This is a genomic window from Herbidospora galbida (assembly GCF_005233835.1).
Lineage (GTDB): Bacteria > Actinomycetota > Actinomycetes > Streptosporangiales > Streptosporangiaceae > Herbidospora > Herbidospora galbida.
The window spans coordinates 471,876-491,166 of record NZ_SZQA01000001.1 but is presented as its reverse complement, the minus strand read 5'-3'; the positions used below and the strand labels follow the sequence as shown (position 1 = coordinate 491,166).

Genomic DNA, 19,291 nt, shown 5'->3' with positions numbered 1-19,291 from the left:
CTGATGAGTGACCATCAGACGCCATGTTCAGTGCCATGAGATGTCCCATCACTAGATCTGCACTGCGGGGAGCGGAACACGGCAGATCAGTGAGGAGCTGTTAGCGCTAACATCTGTCTCGTGTTTCTGCCGTGTTTCCGAAAGTGTTGGGGCTCACAAATGGGCTGTCAACATCTCCCTGACGCGAGTCATCTCCGGGCGGTCGACATCCGGCGGCAGTGGCGATCCCGTGGGGCCGATCTCCGGCGGCAGCCGGTGATAACGCCTGGTCAACCCGTCTTCGGGGGCTGGGTCGTCGCACCGGTCCCGCGGGCGAGTGCAGAGCAGTCGACACAGTCGATTCTGAACGCATTCATTTCAACGCGCAGACCCGCAGCAGCGCGGTTCAAGCGGCTCCGCGGCCGGCTCGTTGCCGGAAGCGGCCCGGCGCGACGCCGAACTCGCGCTTGAAGGCGTTGCCGAAGGCGAACTCCGATCCGTAACCCACGCGTTCGGCCACCTCCGCCACCGACGCCTCGGACTCGTGCAGCATGCGGGCCGCGCTCGCCAGGCGCCACCAGGTCAGGTACGCCAGCGGCGGCTGCCCGACCAGTCCCGTGAACCGGCGCGCGAAGCCGGCCCGCGACATGCCCGCGTGGACGGCGAGCGACTCGACCGTCCAGCGGTGGGCCGGGGTGCGGTGGATGGCGTCGAGTGCCCGGCCGATACCCGGGTCGGCGAGTGCGGCGGCCCACCCGGACATCGTGCAGGGCTCCTCCTGGGTCTCGAAGTAGGCCCGCAGGACGTAGAGCTGCAGCATGTCGAGCAGGGACGTCACGACGGTGTCGGTGCCGGGGCGCGGGTTGTCGATCTCGGCGGCCAGCAGTTCGACGGCGGCGCGCAGTTCCGGATGGGTGCCGAGCGTCTTGGGCAGGTGGATCACGCCGGGCAGCGCATTGAGGATCGGGTGGGTGCGGTCGGGGTCGAGCTGGTAGCTGCAGGCCAGGGTCACCGTCTCGGTTCCCTCACCCCCCAGGCCGGCCGAGGCGAACAGTTCCGAGTGCGGGGCGCAGTCGGACTCGACCAGCGGCCTCGCGGGATCGTCGGCCAGCCCGAACGGGCCGCTGTGCGGCAGGAACACCACGTCGCCCACGCTCAGCGGAACGGGTTGGCCATCGGCGGGAATGAGCCAGCAGGACCCGCGCAGCACCACGTGGAACCCCGCGGACCCGGGCGCCACGCGGAACGACACTCCCCAGGGCGCCCTCCACGAGACACGGAGGGAGGTGGGGCGGCCGCATCGCATGAAGGCCACCACGTCGCTGAGCATGTCCATGCGCAGAGTCTAGCCCCTGAGACGATCGCTTAAAAATATTGGATAATCACGCATTCACCATCTCAGCCGCTCTCCCTACGGTGGTTCTCGTAACCGAGCGAGGAGGCATTCCGCATGCTGAAGGTGGGCATCATCCTGGGTAGCACGCGTCCCGGCCGCAACGGCGAGGCGGTGGCGCACTGGGTCCGCGATCTGGCGATCAAGCGAGGCGACGCCGAGTACGAACTCATCGATCTGAAGGACTACGGCCTGGGCAACGTGGACGAACCCGAGCACCCCGCCACGGGCCGCTATCAGCACGAGCACACCAGGCGCTGGTCGGCCACGATCTCGCCCCTGGACGCGTTCGTCATCGTGACCCCCGAGTACAACAACTCCTACCCCGGCGCGCTCAAGAACGCCCTCGACTTCCTGTACGCCGAATGGAGCAACAAGGCGGCCGGGTTCGTCGGCTACGGCGTCGACGGAGCGCCCCGGGCGATCGCGCACCTGCGCCACGTCCTGGGCCTGCTCAGCGTGGCCACCGTGTCGAACCAGGTGGGGCTGTCGATCCACACCGACTTCGCCGACGGCTTCAAGCCGGCCGCCCTCCACGAAGACCGGCTGAACCTCGTCCTCGACCAGGTCCTGGCCTGGGGCTCGGCCTTGCGTCCGCTCAGAGGCTGAGCATCCGGTGCGGGCCGATGCCGAGCCGCGCACCCGCACATCGGCCGGCGAGCGGCGACACGTCTATTCGCGCCAGGTTCCGGACGGAACGGCGTCCGGACAGTGTCGATCTTGTACCTTCGGGCGATGATCCCCTTATGGCGAAGAGTCACCGCCCTCGTGGCCGCGGCCACCCTCATGACAACGGCGTCACCCGCCGCCGCGACCGCGACCCCGTCCGGCGGCCAGGCCGCCGCCACGGTCCGCACTGACTCCGGCTGGCTGCGTGGCGCGTTGGCGAAGGACCACCGGATCTTCCGGGGCATCCCCTACGCCGCTCCACCCGTCGGCGAGTTGCGGTGGCGGTCGCCGCAGCCGGTCGCGCCGTGGCAGGGGGTGCGCGCCGCGACGGTCTTCGGTGATCGATGCGCCCAGCTTCCCGGTGTCACGCGCCTCCCCGCCAGCGACAGCGAGGACTGTCTCTACCTGGATGTGGTCGCGCCGGCCGACGCTTCGTCCACGCGGCGGAAGCCGGTCGTGGTCTGGTTGCACGGTGGCGGCCTGATGACGGGGGCGGGCAGCGACAACGACGCCCGACGGCTCGCCGTCCGGGGTGACGTGGTCGTGGTGACCGTCAACTACCGGCTGGGAGTTTTCGGTTTCTACGGCTATCCGGGGCTGGAGAACAGCGGCGCCTTCGGCATCGAGGACCAGCAGGCCGCCCTGCGCTGGGTGGCCCGCAACGTCGCCGCCTTCGGCGGCGATCCGCGCAACGTGACGCTCGCGGGGGAGTCGGCCGGCTCGCACTCGGTGTGCGCGCAGCTCGCCTCGCCCTCCGCCGCCGGGCTGTTCCATCGGGCGATCATGCAGAGCAGCGCCTGCCGGATGGGCGACTTCGCCGCCGCCGGCGTCACCGCCTTCCTCGGCGCGCCGCTGTGGCTCCCGCGTGAGGCGCACGAGGGCTACGGCCAGGTGATCGCCGCCGAGCTCGGGTGCGTCGATCCGGCCACCGCGCTGGCCTGCCTGCGCGGCAAGTCGGTGCCCGAGCTGCTCGCCCGGACGCCGCTGCCGCTGCCGGGCTACGGCAACGCCGTCCTGCCGGAGGATCCCGCGAAGGTGTTCGCGGAGGGGCGGTTCCACCGGGTGCCCGTGGTGGCCGGGACCACCCGCGACGAGGGCACGCTGTTCGCCTCGCTGCTCTTCACCGACCCCGGGCAGGAGGCGTACGAGGCCGCCGTACGGAAGAACTTCGGGGACAAGGCCGCCGCCGTGCTGGCGAAGTATCCGTCGAGCGCGCACGGTTCGCCGCTGCAGGCCCTGGCGGCCGTCATGAGCGACTTCGAGTGGACGTGGGTGGCCCGCGACAGCAACCTGCTGTTCGCCGAGCACGTGCCCACCTACGCCTACGAGTTCACCGACCGGACCGCGCCCCCGCTCTTCCCCCTGTCCCACGGCATCCGGCCGCTCGCCTTCCACAGCTCGGAACTGTCGTACCTGTTCGACACCACCTCCCTCACCACCCCCCTGAACAGGCAGCAGCGCCGGCTGAGCGACACGATGATCGACTACTGGACGCGGTTCGCCGCCACCGGCGACCCCAACGGTCCCGGCCTGCCGCGCTGGCAGCCGGTACGGCCCGGCGACCCCACGCCCTACGTCCAGCGACTGGACCTCGGCCCCCACGGCGTCGGCCCCTGGGACCAGGCCGCCGCCCACAACCTGGCCTTCTGGGACACGCTGACCGCGCGATCCTGACCCGCTGAGCGCCGCCGGACTCCGACGCCGGTGTCCGGCGGCATGGGGGAAACCCCCCGAATCTCTAGGGGCGGCTCCGCTGATCCGGGACGGCCGCGGTTCCTAACGTGAGGTCTCAGCGGAGAACCACACACAGGAGGAACCATGGCGACTCTCAGAAGATCGGCGTTGCTGGCGGCGGGCACGCTGCTGGTCCTGCCCGCGTTAGCCGTCCCCGCCGCGGCCGCCCCGGTGATCGCCGGGACGTGCGCCGAGGGGACCGGCGGACAGCTCTTCTACACGGCCGAGCCCGGGGTCGCCAACGACCTCACCATCACCCAGGACGGTGACGTCATCCGGCTGGAGGACGAGGCCGGCTCGATCAAGGGCTGCGTCGCGGAGAGCCCGACCACGGTGGTGGTCAAGATCGCCACGAAGATCAAGGTCGTGGCGGGGGACGGGGACGACGTCGTCCAGGTGAACATCCTGCCGAAGGGACAGCGGGTCGTCGTCCTCGGCGGCGACGGCGACGACGAGCTGCGCGGCAGCGGTAACGCCGACGACCTGCGCGGCGGCAAGGGCGACGACAACCTCCGCGGCAACGGCGGCGACGACACGCTCCGCGGCGAGGCGGGCGACGACGAGCTGCGCGGCGGCATCGGGACCGACGAGCTCCTGGGCGGCACGGGGAGCGACGACCTGAGCGGCGGCGCCGGCACCGACGAACTGAACGGCGGCAGCGGCGACGACGAACTGCGCGGTGACGCCGACGCGGACGAACTGAACGGCGGCACCGGCGCCGACGCGCTGGACGGCGGTGTCGGCGTCGACTCCTGCAACGGCGGCCCCGGCGCCGACACCACGAAGCGCTGCGAGTGACGGCCGCCAGATCGCTGATGTGAGAATCGGTGATCGGCTGCGGGCATGGCGAAGGGCGCCCATGGTCGGTGTGTGAAGACAGACCGGGACGCCCTTCTGATCGCACTCGATTACGCGCGGCATGCGGGACGCCGGTCCGGCACCCGGCGCACGGCGTCCATGTCGGTGCCGGCCGCCAGCAGCTGCGTCGCATCAATGAGTGGGATGCGCCGAACCGGCTGCTCCAGGCGGCCGAAGGGCCAAGTCAGACCTGCTGCCGCTGCACGGGATTGGGCGTCAGGGGGCTCGATTCGGGAACCGATGCCGACGGCGGTCTCGGTCTTCTCAGGGTGATCTGCGCAGGGCGTTCGTAGGTGTCTTTCCTGGTGGCGCGCTTCACGGTTCTTGCCCGTGATGCCGTGGCTCCTGCCGCGGGACACCTCGGGGCACCGGCTGTCAGGCGCGGTCGTGGAGGGTGACCTGGTAGCCGTCGGGGTCGGCGAAGGTGAACGTCCGGCCGAAGGGGCCGTCGATCGGTGCGGAGACGATGGTGTGACCGTCTGCGGCGAGAGCGTCGTGAATGGCCTGGACGTCGGTGGCGTGGAGCCAGATCGCGGCGCCGATGCCGGGCTGGGTGACGGAGGCGAGATCGGTCCCGGGAACGACGTCGCGGAGGGCGAACGCGATCGGCTTCGTCTCGAAGACGACGGCGTGCGGAGGTCCGGCCTGGGAACGGACGAGACCGAGGTACCGCTCGTAGAACGCCTGCGAGGCGCCGAGGTCGCGCGCCTGGAGGGAGATGAAGTCGGGGCCGGTGACGGGCATGATGATGCTCCTCCATTCATGTCAGATTCCTGACACGAGGCAATCTATGTCAGAATACTGACATGAGTCAAAACGGTGCCGGCGTCAATCTGGAGACGTCACTGGGCTACCTGTTGAAAGAGGCGTCGAGCGCCCTCCGCGTGGCCATGGAAGAGGTGCTGCGGCCGCTCGGGATGAGCGTGACCCACTACTCCTGCCTCGAACTGCTGGCTCAACGACCCGGCCTGTCCAACTCCGAACTCGCGCGGGGCGCGTTCGTGACCCGACAGTCGATGAACGTGCTGCTCCAAGCCCTGGAACGAGATGGCTACGTGACCAGGCCCGACGAGGCCCCCGTCGGGAAGGCGCTTCCCGCGCGACTCACGCCCCGTGGCCGCCGGAGCCTCGAGAAGGCGACCGTGGCGGTCCGATCGGTCGAGCTGAGGATGCTGGCCGGCCTGACCGAGACCGAGCAGTCGGACGCCTTCCGGCTCTTGAAGAGCATGATCCACTCTCTGCGCGACAGCGACGACGCTACCTAGGGATCGTCCTACGGGTGCGTGGGTGTTCCCGTCGTGCCAGAGGGCGGCGTGGAGGGCCGGGATGCGCCGGCTGGTTCGCGTCCACAGGCCCTTGGAGTGTGGGCGTGGTGGTGTTCGTGGCCGAGCTGGGTCTTCGACGTCCAGATGATCGCTTCAAGTGCGCTGGCGCAGCCATGCGGGGTGGATCGGGGCCGGTCCGGGTTCGTCCCGGCGAGAGGGCCGGATCAGCCGACGGCCGAGATCGGCGGCGGCGCGATCTAGCGGGTGTCGTATCTCCCTCGGGCCGTCAGCACGTCGTCGATGTGGGTGTCGGCCCAGGCCGTGATCGTGTCGACCACGTTCTCAAGGCTGCGCCCGAGCCCGGTCAGCTCGTAGTCGACCCGGGGCGGCACCACGGGGAAGACGGTCCGGGTCACCAGGCCGTCGCGTTCGAGGCCGCGCAGCGTCTGGGTCAGCATCTTCGGCGTCACCCCCTCGATGCGCCGGTGCAGCTCGGTGAACCGCAGCGGCCCGTCGCGCAGCAGGGTCACGATCAGGACGCTCCAGGTGTCGCCGATCCGGTCGAGGATCTGGCGGCTGGGGCAGTCCTTCCGCGTCAGGTCGATGTTCACCCGCACACTCTCCACCAGGCGGGTACCGCACTTCAAGGCGCTCAGTACCGATTGGATAGTAATAATTCGGATTCGGGCCACCAAACGCCCACCTTTCGGCCAGGGGGTGACCGTCAGCCGAAGGGTCGGTGAATTGGCTCGGCGTGTGTTGCCGGGCGCGGAGCGATCACTCCAAGGTTGGGAAACGACCGCCATTCCCCCCATGACGGAAGTGCCCCGTGCGTCTGCTCGCCCTGCTCGCCGCCCTGCTTGTCACGTTCCTCACCGCGGCTCCGGCGCAGGCGCACGTCCGCGCCACCTCGGTCGCCGTCGACCTGCGGGGGCACGGCGGGGAGGTCGCGGCCGTCGTCGACGTCGAGTACGACGTCCTGGGCCGGCTGCTGAGTCTCGACGGGGTGGTGAGCCCGGACGCGGACGGCGGCGTCGCCGAGGTGCCGGCCGGGGTGCGGCGGGCGTCGCTCGACGCGCACGCGGGCGAGGTGGCCGCGTACGTCGGGGGAGCGTTGCGGCTGAGCCGCAGCTCGATCGGGTGCGCCGCCCAGGAGGGCGGCCGCGTCGAGCTCACCGACTCCGGGGCGGTGCGGGTCGCGCTCGCCTACGAGTGCGCGGCCTCCGGCGCGCTCACCGCGCGCAGCGACGTCTTCGGAGCCACCGACGGTCTCGTCGACGACGTCCGGACGACGGTCGCCTACGACGTCGACGGGATCCGCGGGTCGGCCCTGCTCGACGCGGCCCGCACCAGCGTCACCGTGGGGCACGCCGACCCGCTCGGGGAGATCCCGGGGTTCGTCCTGCTCGGCGCGGAGCACCTGCTCTTCGGCCTCGACCACGTGCTGTTCCTGCTGGCGCTGCTGCTCGGCGCGAAGCGGCTGCGCGACGTCGTCGAGGTCGCCACCGCGTTCACGGTCGCCCACTCGGTGACCCTGGTGCTGGCCGCGATCGGCTGGGTCGGCGTGCCCGGGTGGATCGTCGAGCCGCTCATCGCGCTGTCGATCGCGTTCGTGGCGCTCGACAACCTGCTCTCGCCCCGGACGAGCCACCGGCTGCCCGTGGTCTTCGCCTTCGGGCTGCTGCACGGGCTCGGCTTCGCGGGCGCCCTCAGCGTCGACGGGCCGGCGTCGGTGTCGATGCTGGTCAACCTGGTCTCCTTCAACGTCGGCATCGAGATCGCCCAGCTCGCGATCATCGCGGTCGCCTTCCCGGCGTTGCTGTTCCTGCGCAGGGCCGCCACCGGGCCGGTCGCCGCCCGCGCCCTCATGCTCGGCACCGTCGGGGCCGCTGTGGCCGTCGCCGGGGCCGGTCTCGTCTGGTTCGTCGAGCGGTCCCCGCTCCTCACCTGAAAGATTCTGATTTGTACGCGTTAAATAGGGCGCGCGTCGTCCTGTACACCGTCACGCTGGGGCTTGCCCTCAGTGTCGTGGCGGGTCCGCTCACCACATATGCCGCCAACGCCATCGACCCGCCGGAGGCGACCGTCCGAGGCGTCGTGTACGTCGACGCCAACGGCGACGGCCGCCGCGACGCCGGCGAGGCCGGCCTGGCCCGCGTCAGGGTCTCCGACGGCACGGTCTCCACCACGACCGCCGCCGACGGCTCCTACACCCTGGCGATCTCCACCGACCGTCGCAGGACGGACATCGTGTGGGCCACCCAGCCGCGCGGCTACCGCTTCGGCCTCGACCAGTACAAGGAGCCGAGGTTCTGGGCGAACCTCGGCGAGCTCGCCGACGACGCCACGCCGACCGCGGACTTCGCGCTCGTCCGTGACGAACTGTCCGACGGCGACACCTTCTCCTGGGCCAACATCGCCGACCCGCACGTCAACGCGCAGCTGCCCGACCAGATCCGCGAGATCAACTCCACCGGCACCGACCTGCGCTTCATCGCGGTCAGCGGCGACCTCACCAACGACGCCAGCCAGGGGCAGTTCGACACCTACCGTCGCGGCACCCAGCAGTCGGCCGTCGGCGTGTGGCCGGCCGTCGGCAACCACGAGTACGCCGGCGGTTCGGCGTACGCGGACCGGATCGAGAACTACCGCAAGAACGTCGGTCCGGAGTGGTATTCGTTCAACTACGGCAACCGGCACTTCGTCGTGCTGGAGAACAACGGTTCGGCGCCGTTCGACGAGGAGCTGAACTGGCTCAAGGACGACCTCGCCGCCAACGTGCACGACGGCATCGAGGTGGTCGTGCTGACCCACCAGCCGATGAACGTCCCGTTCGGCTCGCCGTCGACCTACGACGCCTTCGGCGACGTGCTGGAGCAGTACAAGGCGCAGCTGATCCTGGTCGGCCACGAGCACTCCAACCACGTCGAGAACAAGTCGGCGTTCGCCTCGACCGCCAAGCACATCCAGACCGTGTCGAGCTCGTACACGATCGACAACGCGCCCCGCGGCTTCCGCTACATCCACATGGCCGGCCCGGGCTTCGAGAACCCCTTCCGCATGTACGGGGAGAACGAGCGCATCACGATCGTCAACCCCGCCCCCGGCTCGGAGGTCCCGGCCGCCGGGATGCCCGACGTGCAGATCAACGCCTACGACACCGGCGACGAGGTCGTCTCGGCGCGCTTCCAGATCGCGGGCGACAAGAACTGGCGGCCGCTCTACCCCAGCGGCGAGTTCACCTGGCACGGCAACCTGCCCAACAGCCAGCAGACGCCCGGCGCGCACCGCATCGACGTGCAGGTGACCGACGCGGCGGGCAAGGTCTGGACCAAGTCGGCCGAGTTCACCCTCACCGACGAGCCGGAGCTGAAGACGGTCGCCGGTGACGACTGGACCCAGCACCACGGCGACCAGGGCCACACCGGCGTCGCCCCCGCCCAGGAGCCGGGCCGCCGCCTGGCCTGGAGCTTCCGCAGCGAGGGCACCTTCCTCACCGGCTCGCCGGTCATCCACGACGGCGTCGTGTACGCCGGCACCCGCGACGAGAACGGCGACGGCAACAGCCGCATCCACGCGATCCGGCTGCGGAACGGCCGGGAGCTGTGGAACGTCGAGGTGCCGCAGTCGATCCACGGCAGCCTCGCCTTCGGCGACGGCCTGGTCTTCGCGCCGACCCTCGGCTCGGAGCTCTACGCCGTCGACGCCGAGACCGGCGAGCTGCGCTGGAAGGCCGTGCCCGAGCAGGCCCCGGCCCCGAACAACCAGCGCACCTACGGCTACTACTCGCCGGCCGTCTCCGGCCACACGGTGCTCTGGCCCTACCAGACCCGCTTCGGCATCGGCAGCCAGGGCGTGCTGAAGGCGCTCGACACCCGTACCGGAAAGCAGATCTGGGCCTCCCCGATGTCCGGCGCGACCATGAGCGACGGCACGCCCGCCGTCATGGACGGCACCGTGTTCGTCGGCAACGAGACCGCCGACCGTGTGCTCGCCTACGACCTGGAGACCGGCGCCCGCAAGTGGACCGGCACCGAGGCGCTGGGCAGCTGGCAGGACGGCGTGCCGACGGCGGCCGAGGGCAAGGTCTTCATCGGCGCCAACAACGGCATGGTCGCGCGGGACGCCAAGACCGGCGCGACGCTGTGGACGTACAAGAGCCCGCGCTCCGCGCTCGTCTCCAGCGGCTCGACCCCGAGCGCCGCGGCCGTCAAGGACGGCGTGGTCTACATGGGCTTCCCGAGCGGCGCGGTCGTCGCCCTCGACGCCCAGACCGGCAACGTCTTCTGGGAGCGGGCGCTGCCCGGCGACGTCTACCACGGCGGCGTCATGTCCAGCCCGGTCGTGGCCGGTGACACGCTCTTCGTCGGCGCCAACAACGGCCGGTTCTACGCCCTGGCCACCGACACCGGCCAGATCCTGTGGAACCACGAGATCGGCACCTGGGTCGGCGCGGGCCCGGCCGTCAGCGGCAACACCGTCGTGGCGGGCGCCTGGGACGGCAACCTCTACGCCTACGTGCCGGGCGGCGAGTCCGCGCCGCGCTGGGCGACCGTGACCGGCACGGTCACCGACGAGGAGACCGGCGACCCGATCGCCGGCGCGAAGGTCACCGCCGTCGCCGCCGGTCAGGACACCGCCGTGACCAGCACCGACGCCAAGGGCCGCTACACGCTCGGCCTGGCGGCGGCGACCTGGGACGTCACCGCGGCCAAGCGCGGCCTGATCGCCGACGAGCGCTCGGCCGTCAGCGTCACGGTCGGCAGCAGCGGGAACGAGAAGGCCGACCTGAAGCTGATCAAGGTCACCCACCCGGTCGCCGGGAAGTCGGCGTACACGCCGGACTACGGCAACGGCAGCACCCGCACCGACTTCGTCGCGGGCAAGGAGTACTACTACCTGGCCAACGAGCAGGTCCGGGCGTCCATCACGCCGTACACCGCCGCCAACAACGGCGCGGGCGGCCTCGGCCAGGGCCACCTGTCGGACCTGCTGCTCAACGACGCCAACGGCGCCGAGACGCTCGACTGGGGCGAGATGCTGCTGCGTCCGAGCCTCACCCCGCCCGACTCGTGGGACCGGCCGAACGACCTGATCGACCTGCCCGACCTCGCGGTCGACGGCGCGGCCGTGGTCGGCAGCGGCCAGTACCGGGGCAACCAGGCGATCAAGGCCCAGGTCCGGTACGAGACCCTGCCCGGCGCCCCGATCGTGAAGATGACGGTCAAGCTGACCAACACCGGCACGACGGGCTACCAGGGCTACTTCAACTACATGATCGACCCCGACAGCTCGGTCGACAACGGCCGCATCCCCGGCTTCGCCGGCACCAACCCGGGCCTCAAGACCACGGGCTGGACCGGCAAGTACGTCTACGTCGGGGCCGACGCCGCCACCACCAACGGCCAGGCCGCCCACGGTCTGGCGTGGGCGCTCGACACCCCGGCCGCCGTCGGCGCGTACGGCTACGTCGAGGGCCTCTACTACGACGCCACGATGGCCCCCGGCGCGACGAAGCAGTTCAGCTTCTACCACCTGACCGACTACGCGACGAGCGGTGGCGACCCCACCCGCGACATCGCCAAGTGGGCGGGCGAGATCGACCTGCACGACTCCGGCGTCCCGGACGCCGCCCGCGCGGCCGGCACGGTCACCTCGGGCGGTGACCCCGTCGCGGGCGCCCGGGTCACCCTGGAGAAGGCCGGCGCGGTGGTCGCCACCACGGGCACCGACGCCGAGGGCGAGTACCGCGTGGAGGCCCCGGCCGGTCCGTACGACGTCCGGGTGACCAAGCTGGGCTACCAGTCCGCCACCGGCACGGTCACCGTCCCGGCGGAGGGCAACGGCGTGGCCGACGTCACGCTGAGCCCGGTCACGGTCGAGGCGGGCTATGGCAAGCAGATCGGCTCGGGCCTGGTCGAGGCGGGCGCCGGCGACGTCATGCTCGAGAACGACAAGCTCTCGATGGCCATCGCCGACGCCTACAACGACTCGCAGCTGTCCGGCGGCACCCGCGGCAAGCCGGTCGACCTCGCCGTCCGCGGCATGGCCGACCAGTTCGACTGGATCAACCTGCCCTACGTCTCGGCGACCCAGCCGACCGGCGGTAGCGCATGGGACATCCGGACGGTCGCGGCCACCGACGTCGAGATCGTCCAGGCGACCGGCGACAAGGCCGTCGTCCGGGTGTCCGGCCCGGTCAGCGGTATCGCCGGCCTGACGGCGACCACGACGTACACGCTGAAGCCGGGCGACGACTTCGCCACGGTGGCGACGGAGCTGACCAACTCCGGCCCGGCCCCGCTCAACGTGTGGACCGGTGACGCCATGGACCACGACGCGGCCGGCCAGGCCAGCGTGATCCCGGGCGCCGGGATCGTGGTGCCGGGCACGAACACGGCCTATGCGCCGACCAAGCCGTACATCGGCATGACCGGCACCGACCCGCAGGTCTTCGGCCTCGTCTACGGCACCCCGGCCAGCGCCTTCGACGTGTACGCCGCGGGCAACTGGATCATGAGCCGGTTCAACGCCGACGTCCCGGCGGGCGGCTCCTACACCCTCACCCGCAAGCTCGTCGTCACGCCGGGCACCGACGCGGTGAGCATCCTCGACGGGGTCTCCGCGCCGTAACGCGCGCCTGCCCCGGCAGTCGGCCGGCCCGGTTCAACACCGGGCCGGCCGTCTCACGTCCGGCGGCGCTCGATGAGCAGGCCGGCCAGCGCGGGCAGGTCCGGCGCGACCAGGTCGGGCCGCGGCAGCGCGGCCACCGGCAGCGGCGCGTTGCCCCGCCGGGTGATCAGCCCCGCCGAGAAGCCGGCGCTCTGGGCGCCCACGCTGTCCCAGACGTGGCAGGTGACCATGAAGCAGGACGACGGCGGCACGCCGAGGCTCTGATCCACCAGGTGGTAGACCTGCGGGGCGGGCTTGTAGGCGCGGGCCGCCTCGACGGTGAACCGCCGTTCGAAGTACCGCGCCAGCCCCGCGTGCTCCAGCGGGGTCCGCCCGCCGGGGTTGGACGGCGAATTGGTCAGCGTGACCAGCCGGAAGCCCGCCTCCGAGAGCGCGGCCAGGCCGGGCTCGACGTCGGGGTGGGCGGGCATGGTCAGCATCGCCTCCTTCACGTCGTCGACGTCCTCCGGGGTGATCTCGACGCCGTGGATGTCGCCGACCATCGTGAGCAGCCCCTGGCCGAGGGTGAAGAAGTCCGTCCACAGGCCGGACAGCGTGGCCGTCATCGAGTACGTGAACAGGTGGCCGAGCCATTCGCGCATGACCCGGGCGTCACCGAAGATCTTCTCGAAGAGCGGGCTCATCGACTCGACGTCGATCAGGGTCTCGTTGACGTCGAAGACGAGCACCTGGGGTTCACTCATCGTCACGCTCCTCCCCGTGGCCTCTTCCGGGACCTCCCCGCCCCGCCTGCCGCTAACCGGCTGAATCGGACATCTCCAGGGCGCGGCGCAGCGCCGCGCCGAGTTCGGCGTTCTGCCGCTGGGACACCTGGGCCGACAGGATCGCCTGGGACCCGTGGAAGGTGCCCGGCCACTGGTGCAGCTCGACCGAGACGCCCGACTGGAGAAGGCGCAGCGCGTAGGCGATGCCCTCGTCGCGCAGCGGGTCGAACTCGGCCGTGGCGATGTAGGCGGGCGGCAGGCCCGACAGGTCCGTGGCCCGGGACGGGGCGGCGTACGCCGTCGCGGGGGCGGAGCCGAGATTGGCCCGCCAGATGGCGACCAGGTTCTCCGCGTCCAGCCGGGGGGTGCGCGTGAAGGCGCGCGACGACCAGGTGTGCAGCCGGTCGTCCAGCATGGGCTGGTTGAGGAGCTGGAAGCGGATCGGCGGTCCGTCCTCGTCGCGGGCCCGCAAGGTCATGGCGGCCGCGAGGCCGGCGCCCGCGCTCATGCCGCCGACCGCGATCTTCCCGGGGTCGACGCCGAGGTCGGCGGCGTGGTCGGCCAGCCAGCGCAGCACGGCGTAGGCGTCGTCGAGGGCGGCCGGGAACACGTGCTCGGGGGCGAGGCGGAAGCCGACCGAGACCACCAGCGCGCCGGACGCCTCCGCGAGCCGGGCCGCCGACGGGTGCTCGGTGTCGAGGTCGCCCACGATGCCGCCGCCGCCGTGCAGCCAGACGACGGCGCCCCGGGCCTCCCTCGGCCGGTAGATCCGCACCGGCACGTCCGGGTCGGCGGGCACCACCTGGTCGGTCACCCGCATCGCCGAGGTGTCCGGCGCGGGCAGGGCGGCGACCAGGGTGGCGGTCATCGCCCGCTCGGTCACCGGGTCGGCGTAGTTCGGCCGGGGGATCAGGGGAACGAACGGGTCGAGTTCGGGATCCATGGCGGCCATCCTCCCGGCCGCCGCCGCCGGGATCATCCGCCATCCGTCGGGTGACCGCGCCCGGATGAGCGCCGTCCTGCGGGCGGTGCCCGATCTATCCTCGGGCCATGGAGGCACTCGCCGTACGGCTGTCGCACCTGGATTCGCGGGCCGAGGGCGCCATCCGGGTGGTCATGTTCTACGACACGCTGATGCGCCGGCGGGTGGACCTCCCGGCGCTCGCCCGCGCCTCGGCGGGCCTGGCCGAGTGCGTGGCCGGGATCCGGCTCCACGACGGCGGGCGGGTGATCCGCTTCGCGCCCGACGGCGGCCGGGCGGCCGACCCCGCGCCGCCGGCCTCCACCGAGACGCCCGTCGTGCTCGACGAGGAGGAGATCGGCTCGGTGTGGCTGGAACGCCCCGGCCCGGCCGGCCCGCTCGACGAGCTCCTGCTCGACCGGCTCGCCATCGCCGCCGCCTCGGTCCTGGAGCGGTACGGCCCGGCCCGCACCACCATGGCCGATCCCGCCCTCGTCGAACTCGTGATCAGCGACGGCGCCGACGAGGCGGCCCGCGCGAGGGCCCTCCGGCTGCTGGGGTTCGCCCCCGGCCAGCCGATCAGCGTCGTGGCCGTCCGGTCGCCGGTGCCGCTCGACCGGGTCGCGCACCTGGTCTGCCCGGCCCGGCTCGTGAAGGCCGCGCCGCTCCACGACGTGGGGGTGCTCCTGGCCGCCGCCGTCGACCCGGGCCGGTTCCCGCCCGGGGTGCGCGCCGGCATCGGCCGATCATGGCGGCACGCCCGCGTCGCCCTGCGCTTCACCACCCCGGAGGAGCCCGTCGTCGGCTACGACGACCTCGGCGCGCTGGCGCTGCTGGCCGAGATACCTCCGGAGACCGCCCGCGACGACGCCGACGTCGCCGCGCTCGACCGGCTGGCCGGCAACCCCGAGGACCTCAGGACCCTGGACGCCTACTGCGCCACCGGCTCCCTGCGCCGCGCCGCCGACCTCCTCCACCTGCACCACAGCAGCGTCGCCCGGCGGATCGACCACCTCGGCCGGGCCCTCGGCATCGACCTCGCCGACCCGCGCGGCCGGACCCGGGTCATGATCGCGCTGACCGTCAGGCGGCTACTCGACGGCTGACCGCTCGCCGACCGGGATGTCGAGCACCACGGCGTGGCCGCCCGATTCGTCCAGCAGGTGCTCCTCCAGCGCGGGCCCCGCCACCCTGAAACCGTGACGGTCGAGCCAGGTGAACAGGTCGTGGCCCGCCCGCACCACGCCCTCGGGCGTGGGCACCACCGCCCTGACCACCTGGCGGGCCGGAAGGGTGAGCGGTTCGCCGCCCTCGTCGGCCACGGCGGCGGCGAAGGGGCCGTCGAGCCAGGTCAGCAGGGTCGCCTGGCACAGGCCGGCCAGCTCGGAGGGGTGGGCCGCGTCGAGCCGGCGTACCTTCAGGCGGCGGGCCGCGGCGGTCGCGGGCCGGGGGACGACCGTCAGGGGCTCGGCGAGGTAGTGCTCCGCCTCGGCGGCCGTGGCGGTCAGGGCGGCGAGGTCGGCGCGGAGGCGTTCGAGGGTCTCGGCGACGGCCCGCCGGGTCTCGGTCTCGGGGGCGTCGAGCAGGTCGGCGATGTCGCGCAGCGGCAGGCCGAGGCGTTGCAGGGCGCGGATACGTTCGAGGCGGGACAGCTCGGCGACGCCGTACCAGCGGTAGCCGGTGAGGTGGTCGACGGCGGCGGGCCGTAGCAGACCCGTTCTGTCGTAGTGGCGCAGGGTGCGTTCTGACACCCCCGCCATGCGGGCCAGCCGCCCGATTCGCCACATGCTTGACCTTGTCCGTGCGTCAGGGTTCTACCGTCCCGGCATGACCGACCTGTCCAGGCTCGCCGGAGTCCTGCTGCTGTCCTCGTTCATCGCCATGGTCGCCGGAGTCGCGGTGGCCGCGCCATCGGGGTTGACCCTGAATCCCGCCGATCTCGACGCCACGCTCCGCGCCGTACACGACCAGACCGGCCTGCACCTCGCCTCGCTGGCCCTCGATCTGCTCGGCTGGCTGGCGCTGACCGCCGCCGGGCTCGCCCTGGCCGGGCTCCCGGGCGGCCTGCTGGCCGCCGCCGGGCTGGCCGGGCTGCTGCACGACGCGGGCAACCTCGCGGTCACCCAGCTCACCGACGATCCCGGCGCGGCGCTGCCCGTCCTGCTCACCGCCAAGTGGACGGTCAACCTCGCCGGGCTGCTGTGGACCGCCGCGACCGTCGCCGGTGCGGCCCTGCTGCCGCTGCCCCGGTGGCTGCGGTCGGCGGGCGCGCTCGCGGCCCTGTCGGGGCTGGCCGCCGTCGCCCTTCCCTGGACGACCGGGCTCGCGGGCCCCTCGCCGGCACTGGAGCAGGCGGGCTACGCCCTGCACCTGCCCGTCATGATCTGGTACGCCCTGCTCGGCCGCCGGATCGTCGGATCGTCCATCTGATCGCACGGTTCCACCATTCCGGCCACGCTCAGCGCACCCGTAGTTTCTTCCTCACCCACGTTCATATGTCTAGTGAGGCGGTCGGCCCCAACGGGCGGCTCTGGCGGCACACCGCTGCCGACCTGGACTTATGCTCGGCCGTGGTCTGAGGAGAAGCAGCGATGGAGAAGGTGTGAGCGACGAGACGAATGGCACCCGCGCCCTGATCGGGATCACCGGCGAGGGGGTGCGGCTGACCGTGGGCCGCGGCGCGGCGACGGTCGTGGACGGGGTCGCGCTCGGCTTCTCCCTCGGCGGCCTGCGGCTGGGCGTGGCCCCGGAGCAGGTGAACCTCACCCACCGCGTGGTCCGCGACCGGTTCACGCTCCGGTCGGGCAAGGCGACCGGCTCGCACGAGTACGAGCACCAGGAGACCGTCCACACCTTCCGGGAGGAAGGCGTGGTCTGGCAGGCGATCGTGCGCACCGGCCCCCACGGGGTCGCCGTCCGCTACGCGCTGCCCCTCCTCGACGGCGTCGCCGAGATCACCGCCGACCACACCACCGTGCCGCTGCCCGCCGGGTCGCGGAACTGGGTGCTCGACTACCAGACCTGGTACGAGACCCCTCGCTACGGCGTCGACACCGCCGATCTGGCCGAAGGCGCCTACGGCCTGCCGTTCCTCACCCGCCTCGACGCGGACGCCCACCTGCTGATCACCGAGTCGGGCATCGACGGCCGGTTCGCCGGGGCGCACCTGCGCTGGGACGGCGCCCTCCGCGTCACCCTCGCCGACGAGACCGTCGAAGTCACCCGGGGCGTCGTGACGCCGTGGCGGGTCCTCCTCGTCGGGAGCCTGGCCGAACTGGTCTCCTCGCTGTTCGTCGAGGAACTGGCCCCGGCCGCCGCGCCCGAGCTGGAGGCGGCCGAGTGGGTGCGGCCGGGCCGGGCGGCCTGGTCGTGGTGGTCGGACTTCTACTCCGGCGCGCAGCTCGCCAAGCAGCAGCATTTCGTGGACGTCGCCGCCGACCTGGGCTGGGAACACCTGCTCATCGACTGCGGCTGGGAGGAGACCTGGGTCCCGGAGATCGTCGCGTACGCGAGCCTGCGGGGTGTCCAGGTCCACCTCTGGACCATCTGGCGTGACCTCAACAGCCCCGAGGACCTGCGCAGACTCGCGCTGTGGCGGTCGTGGGGGGTGGCCGGGATCAAGGTCGACTTCATGGAGTCGGAGTCGAAGGACCGCTACCGCTGGTACGACACGATCCTCACCGAGTCGGCCCGGCTCGGCCTCATGGTCAACTTTCACGGCTCGGTCGTCCCGCGCGGCTGGGCCCGCACCTTCCCCCAGGTCATCGGCTACGAGGCCATCAGGGGCGCGGAATACTACGTGTTCTTCGAGAACCAGGCGCTCACCGCCTCCCACAACGTCATCCAGCCCTTCACCCGCAACATCGTCGGCGCGATGGACGCCACCCCGGTGGCCTTCGGGGCGGCCGGCCGGACCACCGGCGACGGCCACGAGCTGGGCCTCGCGGTGGTCTTCGAGTGCGGGATCACCCACTTCGCCGACCACGTCGACGCCTACGCCTCCCGCCCCGCCGCCGCCCGGTTCCTCGCGGAGCTGGCCCCCGCCTGGGACGAGACCGTCCTGCTGGCGGGCGACCCCGACACCCACGCCGTCGTCGCCCGCCGGGCCGGTGACCGCTGGTTCGTCGGCGGCATCGCCACCGGCGAGGCCCGCACGATCCACGTGCCCCTCGACACCATCGCGGGACCGGACGCCCAGGTGTGGATCGTCGGCGACGACCTCACCGACACCAAGGCCACGGGGAGCTTCGACGTCCCGGTCGCCCGTGACGGCGGGTTCGCCGCGATCGTCGCCCCGGCCGGGACGGAGCTCTTCCGCGCCCGGTCCCGGCCCCGGCTGACCCCGCCGGAGGCCGTCGCGATCGCCGAGTCGGCCGCCGACGGCACCACCACGCTCGTCACCGGCCCCGGCGACCGGTTGCGCCCGCCCCCGGGGTGGACCGCCGAGCGGCGTACCGACACGGAATGGCTGGTCCGCGCACGCGGCCTGCTTCCCGGGCGGCTCGGCGTGGTCACCGTCGAGCGCGACGGCGACGACGGCGTCCCGGTCGTCGCGCACACCCGCGTGATCAGCCCGCTGACCGAGGGCCAGCACGCCCTCTCCGACCTGCCGATGATCGCCTTCGTCAACGCCGACGGCCCGGTCGAGCGCGACCAGTCCAACGGCGGCGGCAACCCCCGCGACGGCGGCCCGCTGCGGGTGGCCGGGCGGGAGTTCGCCCGGGGCCTCGGCACCGCCCCTCCATCGGAGGCCCGCTTCCACCTGGGCGGCCGCGCCGCCCGCCTCACCGGCGCGGTCGGCGTCGACGACGAGTCGGCGGGCCGGGCCGTGGTCGCCGTGCTCGCCGACGGCAGGGAGATCTTCACCGCCGACGTCGCCGCCGGTCAGCCGGTCGTCCCCTTCGACCTGGACGTCTCGGGCGTCCGCACGCTCCTCCTGCGCGGCGGCCCCTCGGGATCGGAGTCCGCGCACGTCGACTGGGTCGACCTCATCGTCCACGTTCACCAACCCCCCTGCACCAAATGAAGAGGTACG

Annotated in this window: 15 protein-coding genes; 9 read left to right on the top strand and 6 right to left on the bottom strand. The window is 72.0% G+C overall.

The genetic code is table 11. From position 1 onward, the window contains the following. Positions 1–385: 385 nt before the first annotated feature. A complete protein-coding gene (locus tag FDA94_RS02350) occupies positions 386–1,315 on the bottom strand; it encodes an AraC family transcriptional regulator (protein ID WP_137245325.1) in 930 nt (309 codons plus the stop codon). 114 nt (positions 1,316–1,429) lie between these two features. Here FDA94_RS02350 and FDA94_RS02345 point away from each other — a divergent pair, with 114 nt between their 5' ends. From FDA94_RS02345 to FDA94_RS02335, 3 genes are all read left to right on the top strand, one after another. After that, the gene (locus FDA94_RS02345) at positions 1,430–1,981 is read left to right on the top strand and encodes an NADPH-dependent FMN reductase (RefSeq protein ID WP_137245324.1); all 552 of its coding nucleotides are present in this window, start codon (positions 1,430–1,432) and stop codon (positions 1,979–1,981) included. A gap of 126 nt (positions 1,982–2,107) precedes the next feature. Further along, entirely contained in the window at positions 2,108–3,715 is a 1,608-nt protein-coding gene (locus FDA94_RS02340) for a carboxylesterase/lipase family protein (protein ID WP_212735129.1), read from the top strand. 144 nt (positions 3,716–3,859) lie between these two features. Next, complete coding sequence (locus tag FDA94_RS02335; protein ID WP_137245323.1) at positions 3,860–4,573, top strand: calcium-binding protein; 714 nt, start codon at positions 3,860–3,862, stop codon at positions 4,571–4,573. A 435-nt stretch (positions 4,574–5,008) separates the two neighbouring features. Here FDA94_RS02335 and FDA94_RS02330 read toward each other — a convergent pair whose 3' ends face one another. After that, positions 5,009–5,377 carry a VOC family protein gene (locus FDA94_RS02330; RefSeq protein WP_137245322.1) on the bottom strand — a complete coding sequence of 123 codons (369 nt, stop codon included), beginning with the start codon at positions 5,375–5,377 and terminating at the stop codon, positions 5,009–5,011. A 62-nt stretch (positions 5,378–5,439) separates the two neighbouring features. On the opposite strand from FDA94_RS02330, the gene FDA94_RS02325 reads away from it, so the two are divergent. Further along, positions 5,440–5,898 carry a MarR family winged helix-turn-helix transcriptional regulator gene (locus tag FDA94_RS02325; protein WP_137245321.1) on the top strand — a complete coding sequence of 153 codons (459 nt, stop codon included), beginning with the start codon at positions 5,440–5,442 and terminating at the stop codon, positions 5,896–5,898. A gap of 257 nt (positions 5,899–6,155) precedes the next feature. Here FDA94_RS02325 and FDA94_RS40275 read toward each other — a convergent pair whose 3' ends face one another. Continuing rightward, the gene (locus tag FDA94_RS40275) at positions 6,156–6,509 is read right to left on the bottom strand and encodes a winged helix-turn-helix transcriptional regulator (protein WP_246059466.1); all 354 of its coding nucleotides are present in this window, start codon (positions 6,507–6,509) and stop codon (positions 6,156–6,158) included. Between the two features lie 218 nt (positions 6,510–6,727). Here FDA94_RS40275 and FDA94_RS02315 point away from each other — a divergent pair, with 218 nt between their 5' ends. Next, complete coding sequence (locus FDA94_RS02315; protein WP_137245319.1) at positions 6,728–7,849, top strand: HupE/UreJ family protein; 1,122 nt, start codon at positions 6,728–6,730, stop codon at positions 7,847–7,849. 77 nt (positions 7,850–7,926) lie between these two features. Next, the gene (locus FDA94_RS02310) at positions 7,927–12,531 is read left to right on the top strand and encodes an outer membrane protein assembly factor BamB family protein (protein ID WP_170990745.1); all 4,605 of its coding nucleotides are present in this window, start codon (positions 7,927–7,929) and stop codon (positions 12,529–12,531) included. 53 nt (positions 12,532–12,584) lie between these two features. On the opposite strand, the gene FDA94_RS02305 is transcribed toward FDA94_RS02310, so the two are convergent. After that, positions 12,585–13,274, bottom strand: a complete 690-nt coding sequence (locus tag FDA94_RS02305; RefSeq protein ID WP_137245317.1) for a haloacid dehalogenase type II — start codon at positions 13,272–13,274, stop codon at positions 12,585–12,587. A gap of 52 nt (positions 13,275–13,326) precedes the next feature. Next, a complete protein-coding gene (locus FDA94_RS02300; protein ID WP_170990744.1) occupies positions 13,327–14,238 on the bottom strand; it encodes an alpha/beta hydrolase in 912 nt (303 codons plus the stop codon). 107 nt (positions 14,239–14,345) lie between these two features. Between FDA94_RS02300 and FDA94_RS02295 the strand changes: the two genes are divergently transcribed. Continuing rightward, positions 14,346–15,362 carry a PucR family transcriptional regulator gene (locus FDA94_RS02295; protein WP_137245315.1) on the top strand — a complete coding sequence of 339 codons (1,017 nt, stop codon included), beginning with the start codon at positions 14,346–14,348 and terminating at the stop codon, positions 15,360–15,362. On the opposite strand, the gene FDA94_RS02290 is transcribed toward FDA94_RS02295, so the two are convergent. Beyond that, positions 15,348–16,043, bottom strand: coding sequence for a MerR family transcriptional regulator (locus FDA94_RS02290; protein WP_137245314.1), 696 nt, complete (start codon positions 16,041–16,043; stop codon positions 15,348–15,350). The two genes, FDA94_RS02295 and FDA94_RS02290, sit on opposite strands and share 15 nt — an antisense overlap. A 40-nt stretch (positions 16,044–16,083) precedes the next feature. On the opposite strand from FDA94_RS02290, the gene FDA94_RS02285 reads away from it, so the two are divergent. Next, positions 16,084–16,686, top strand: coding sequence for a hypothetical protein (locus FDA94_RS02285; protein ID WP_137245313.1), 603 nt, complete (start codon positions 16,084–16,086; stop codon positions 16,684–16,686). 172 nt (positions 16,687–16,858) lie between these two features. Next, positions 16,859–19,282 carry an NPCBM/NEW2 domain-containing protein gene (locus FDA94_RS02280; RefSeq protein ID WP_170990743.1) on the top strand — a complete coding sequence of 808 codons (2,424 nt, stop codon included), beginning with the start codon at positions 16,859–16,861 and terminating at the stop codon, positions 19,280–19,282. Positions 19,283–19,291 lie beyond the last annotated feature (9 nt).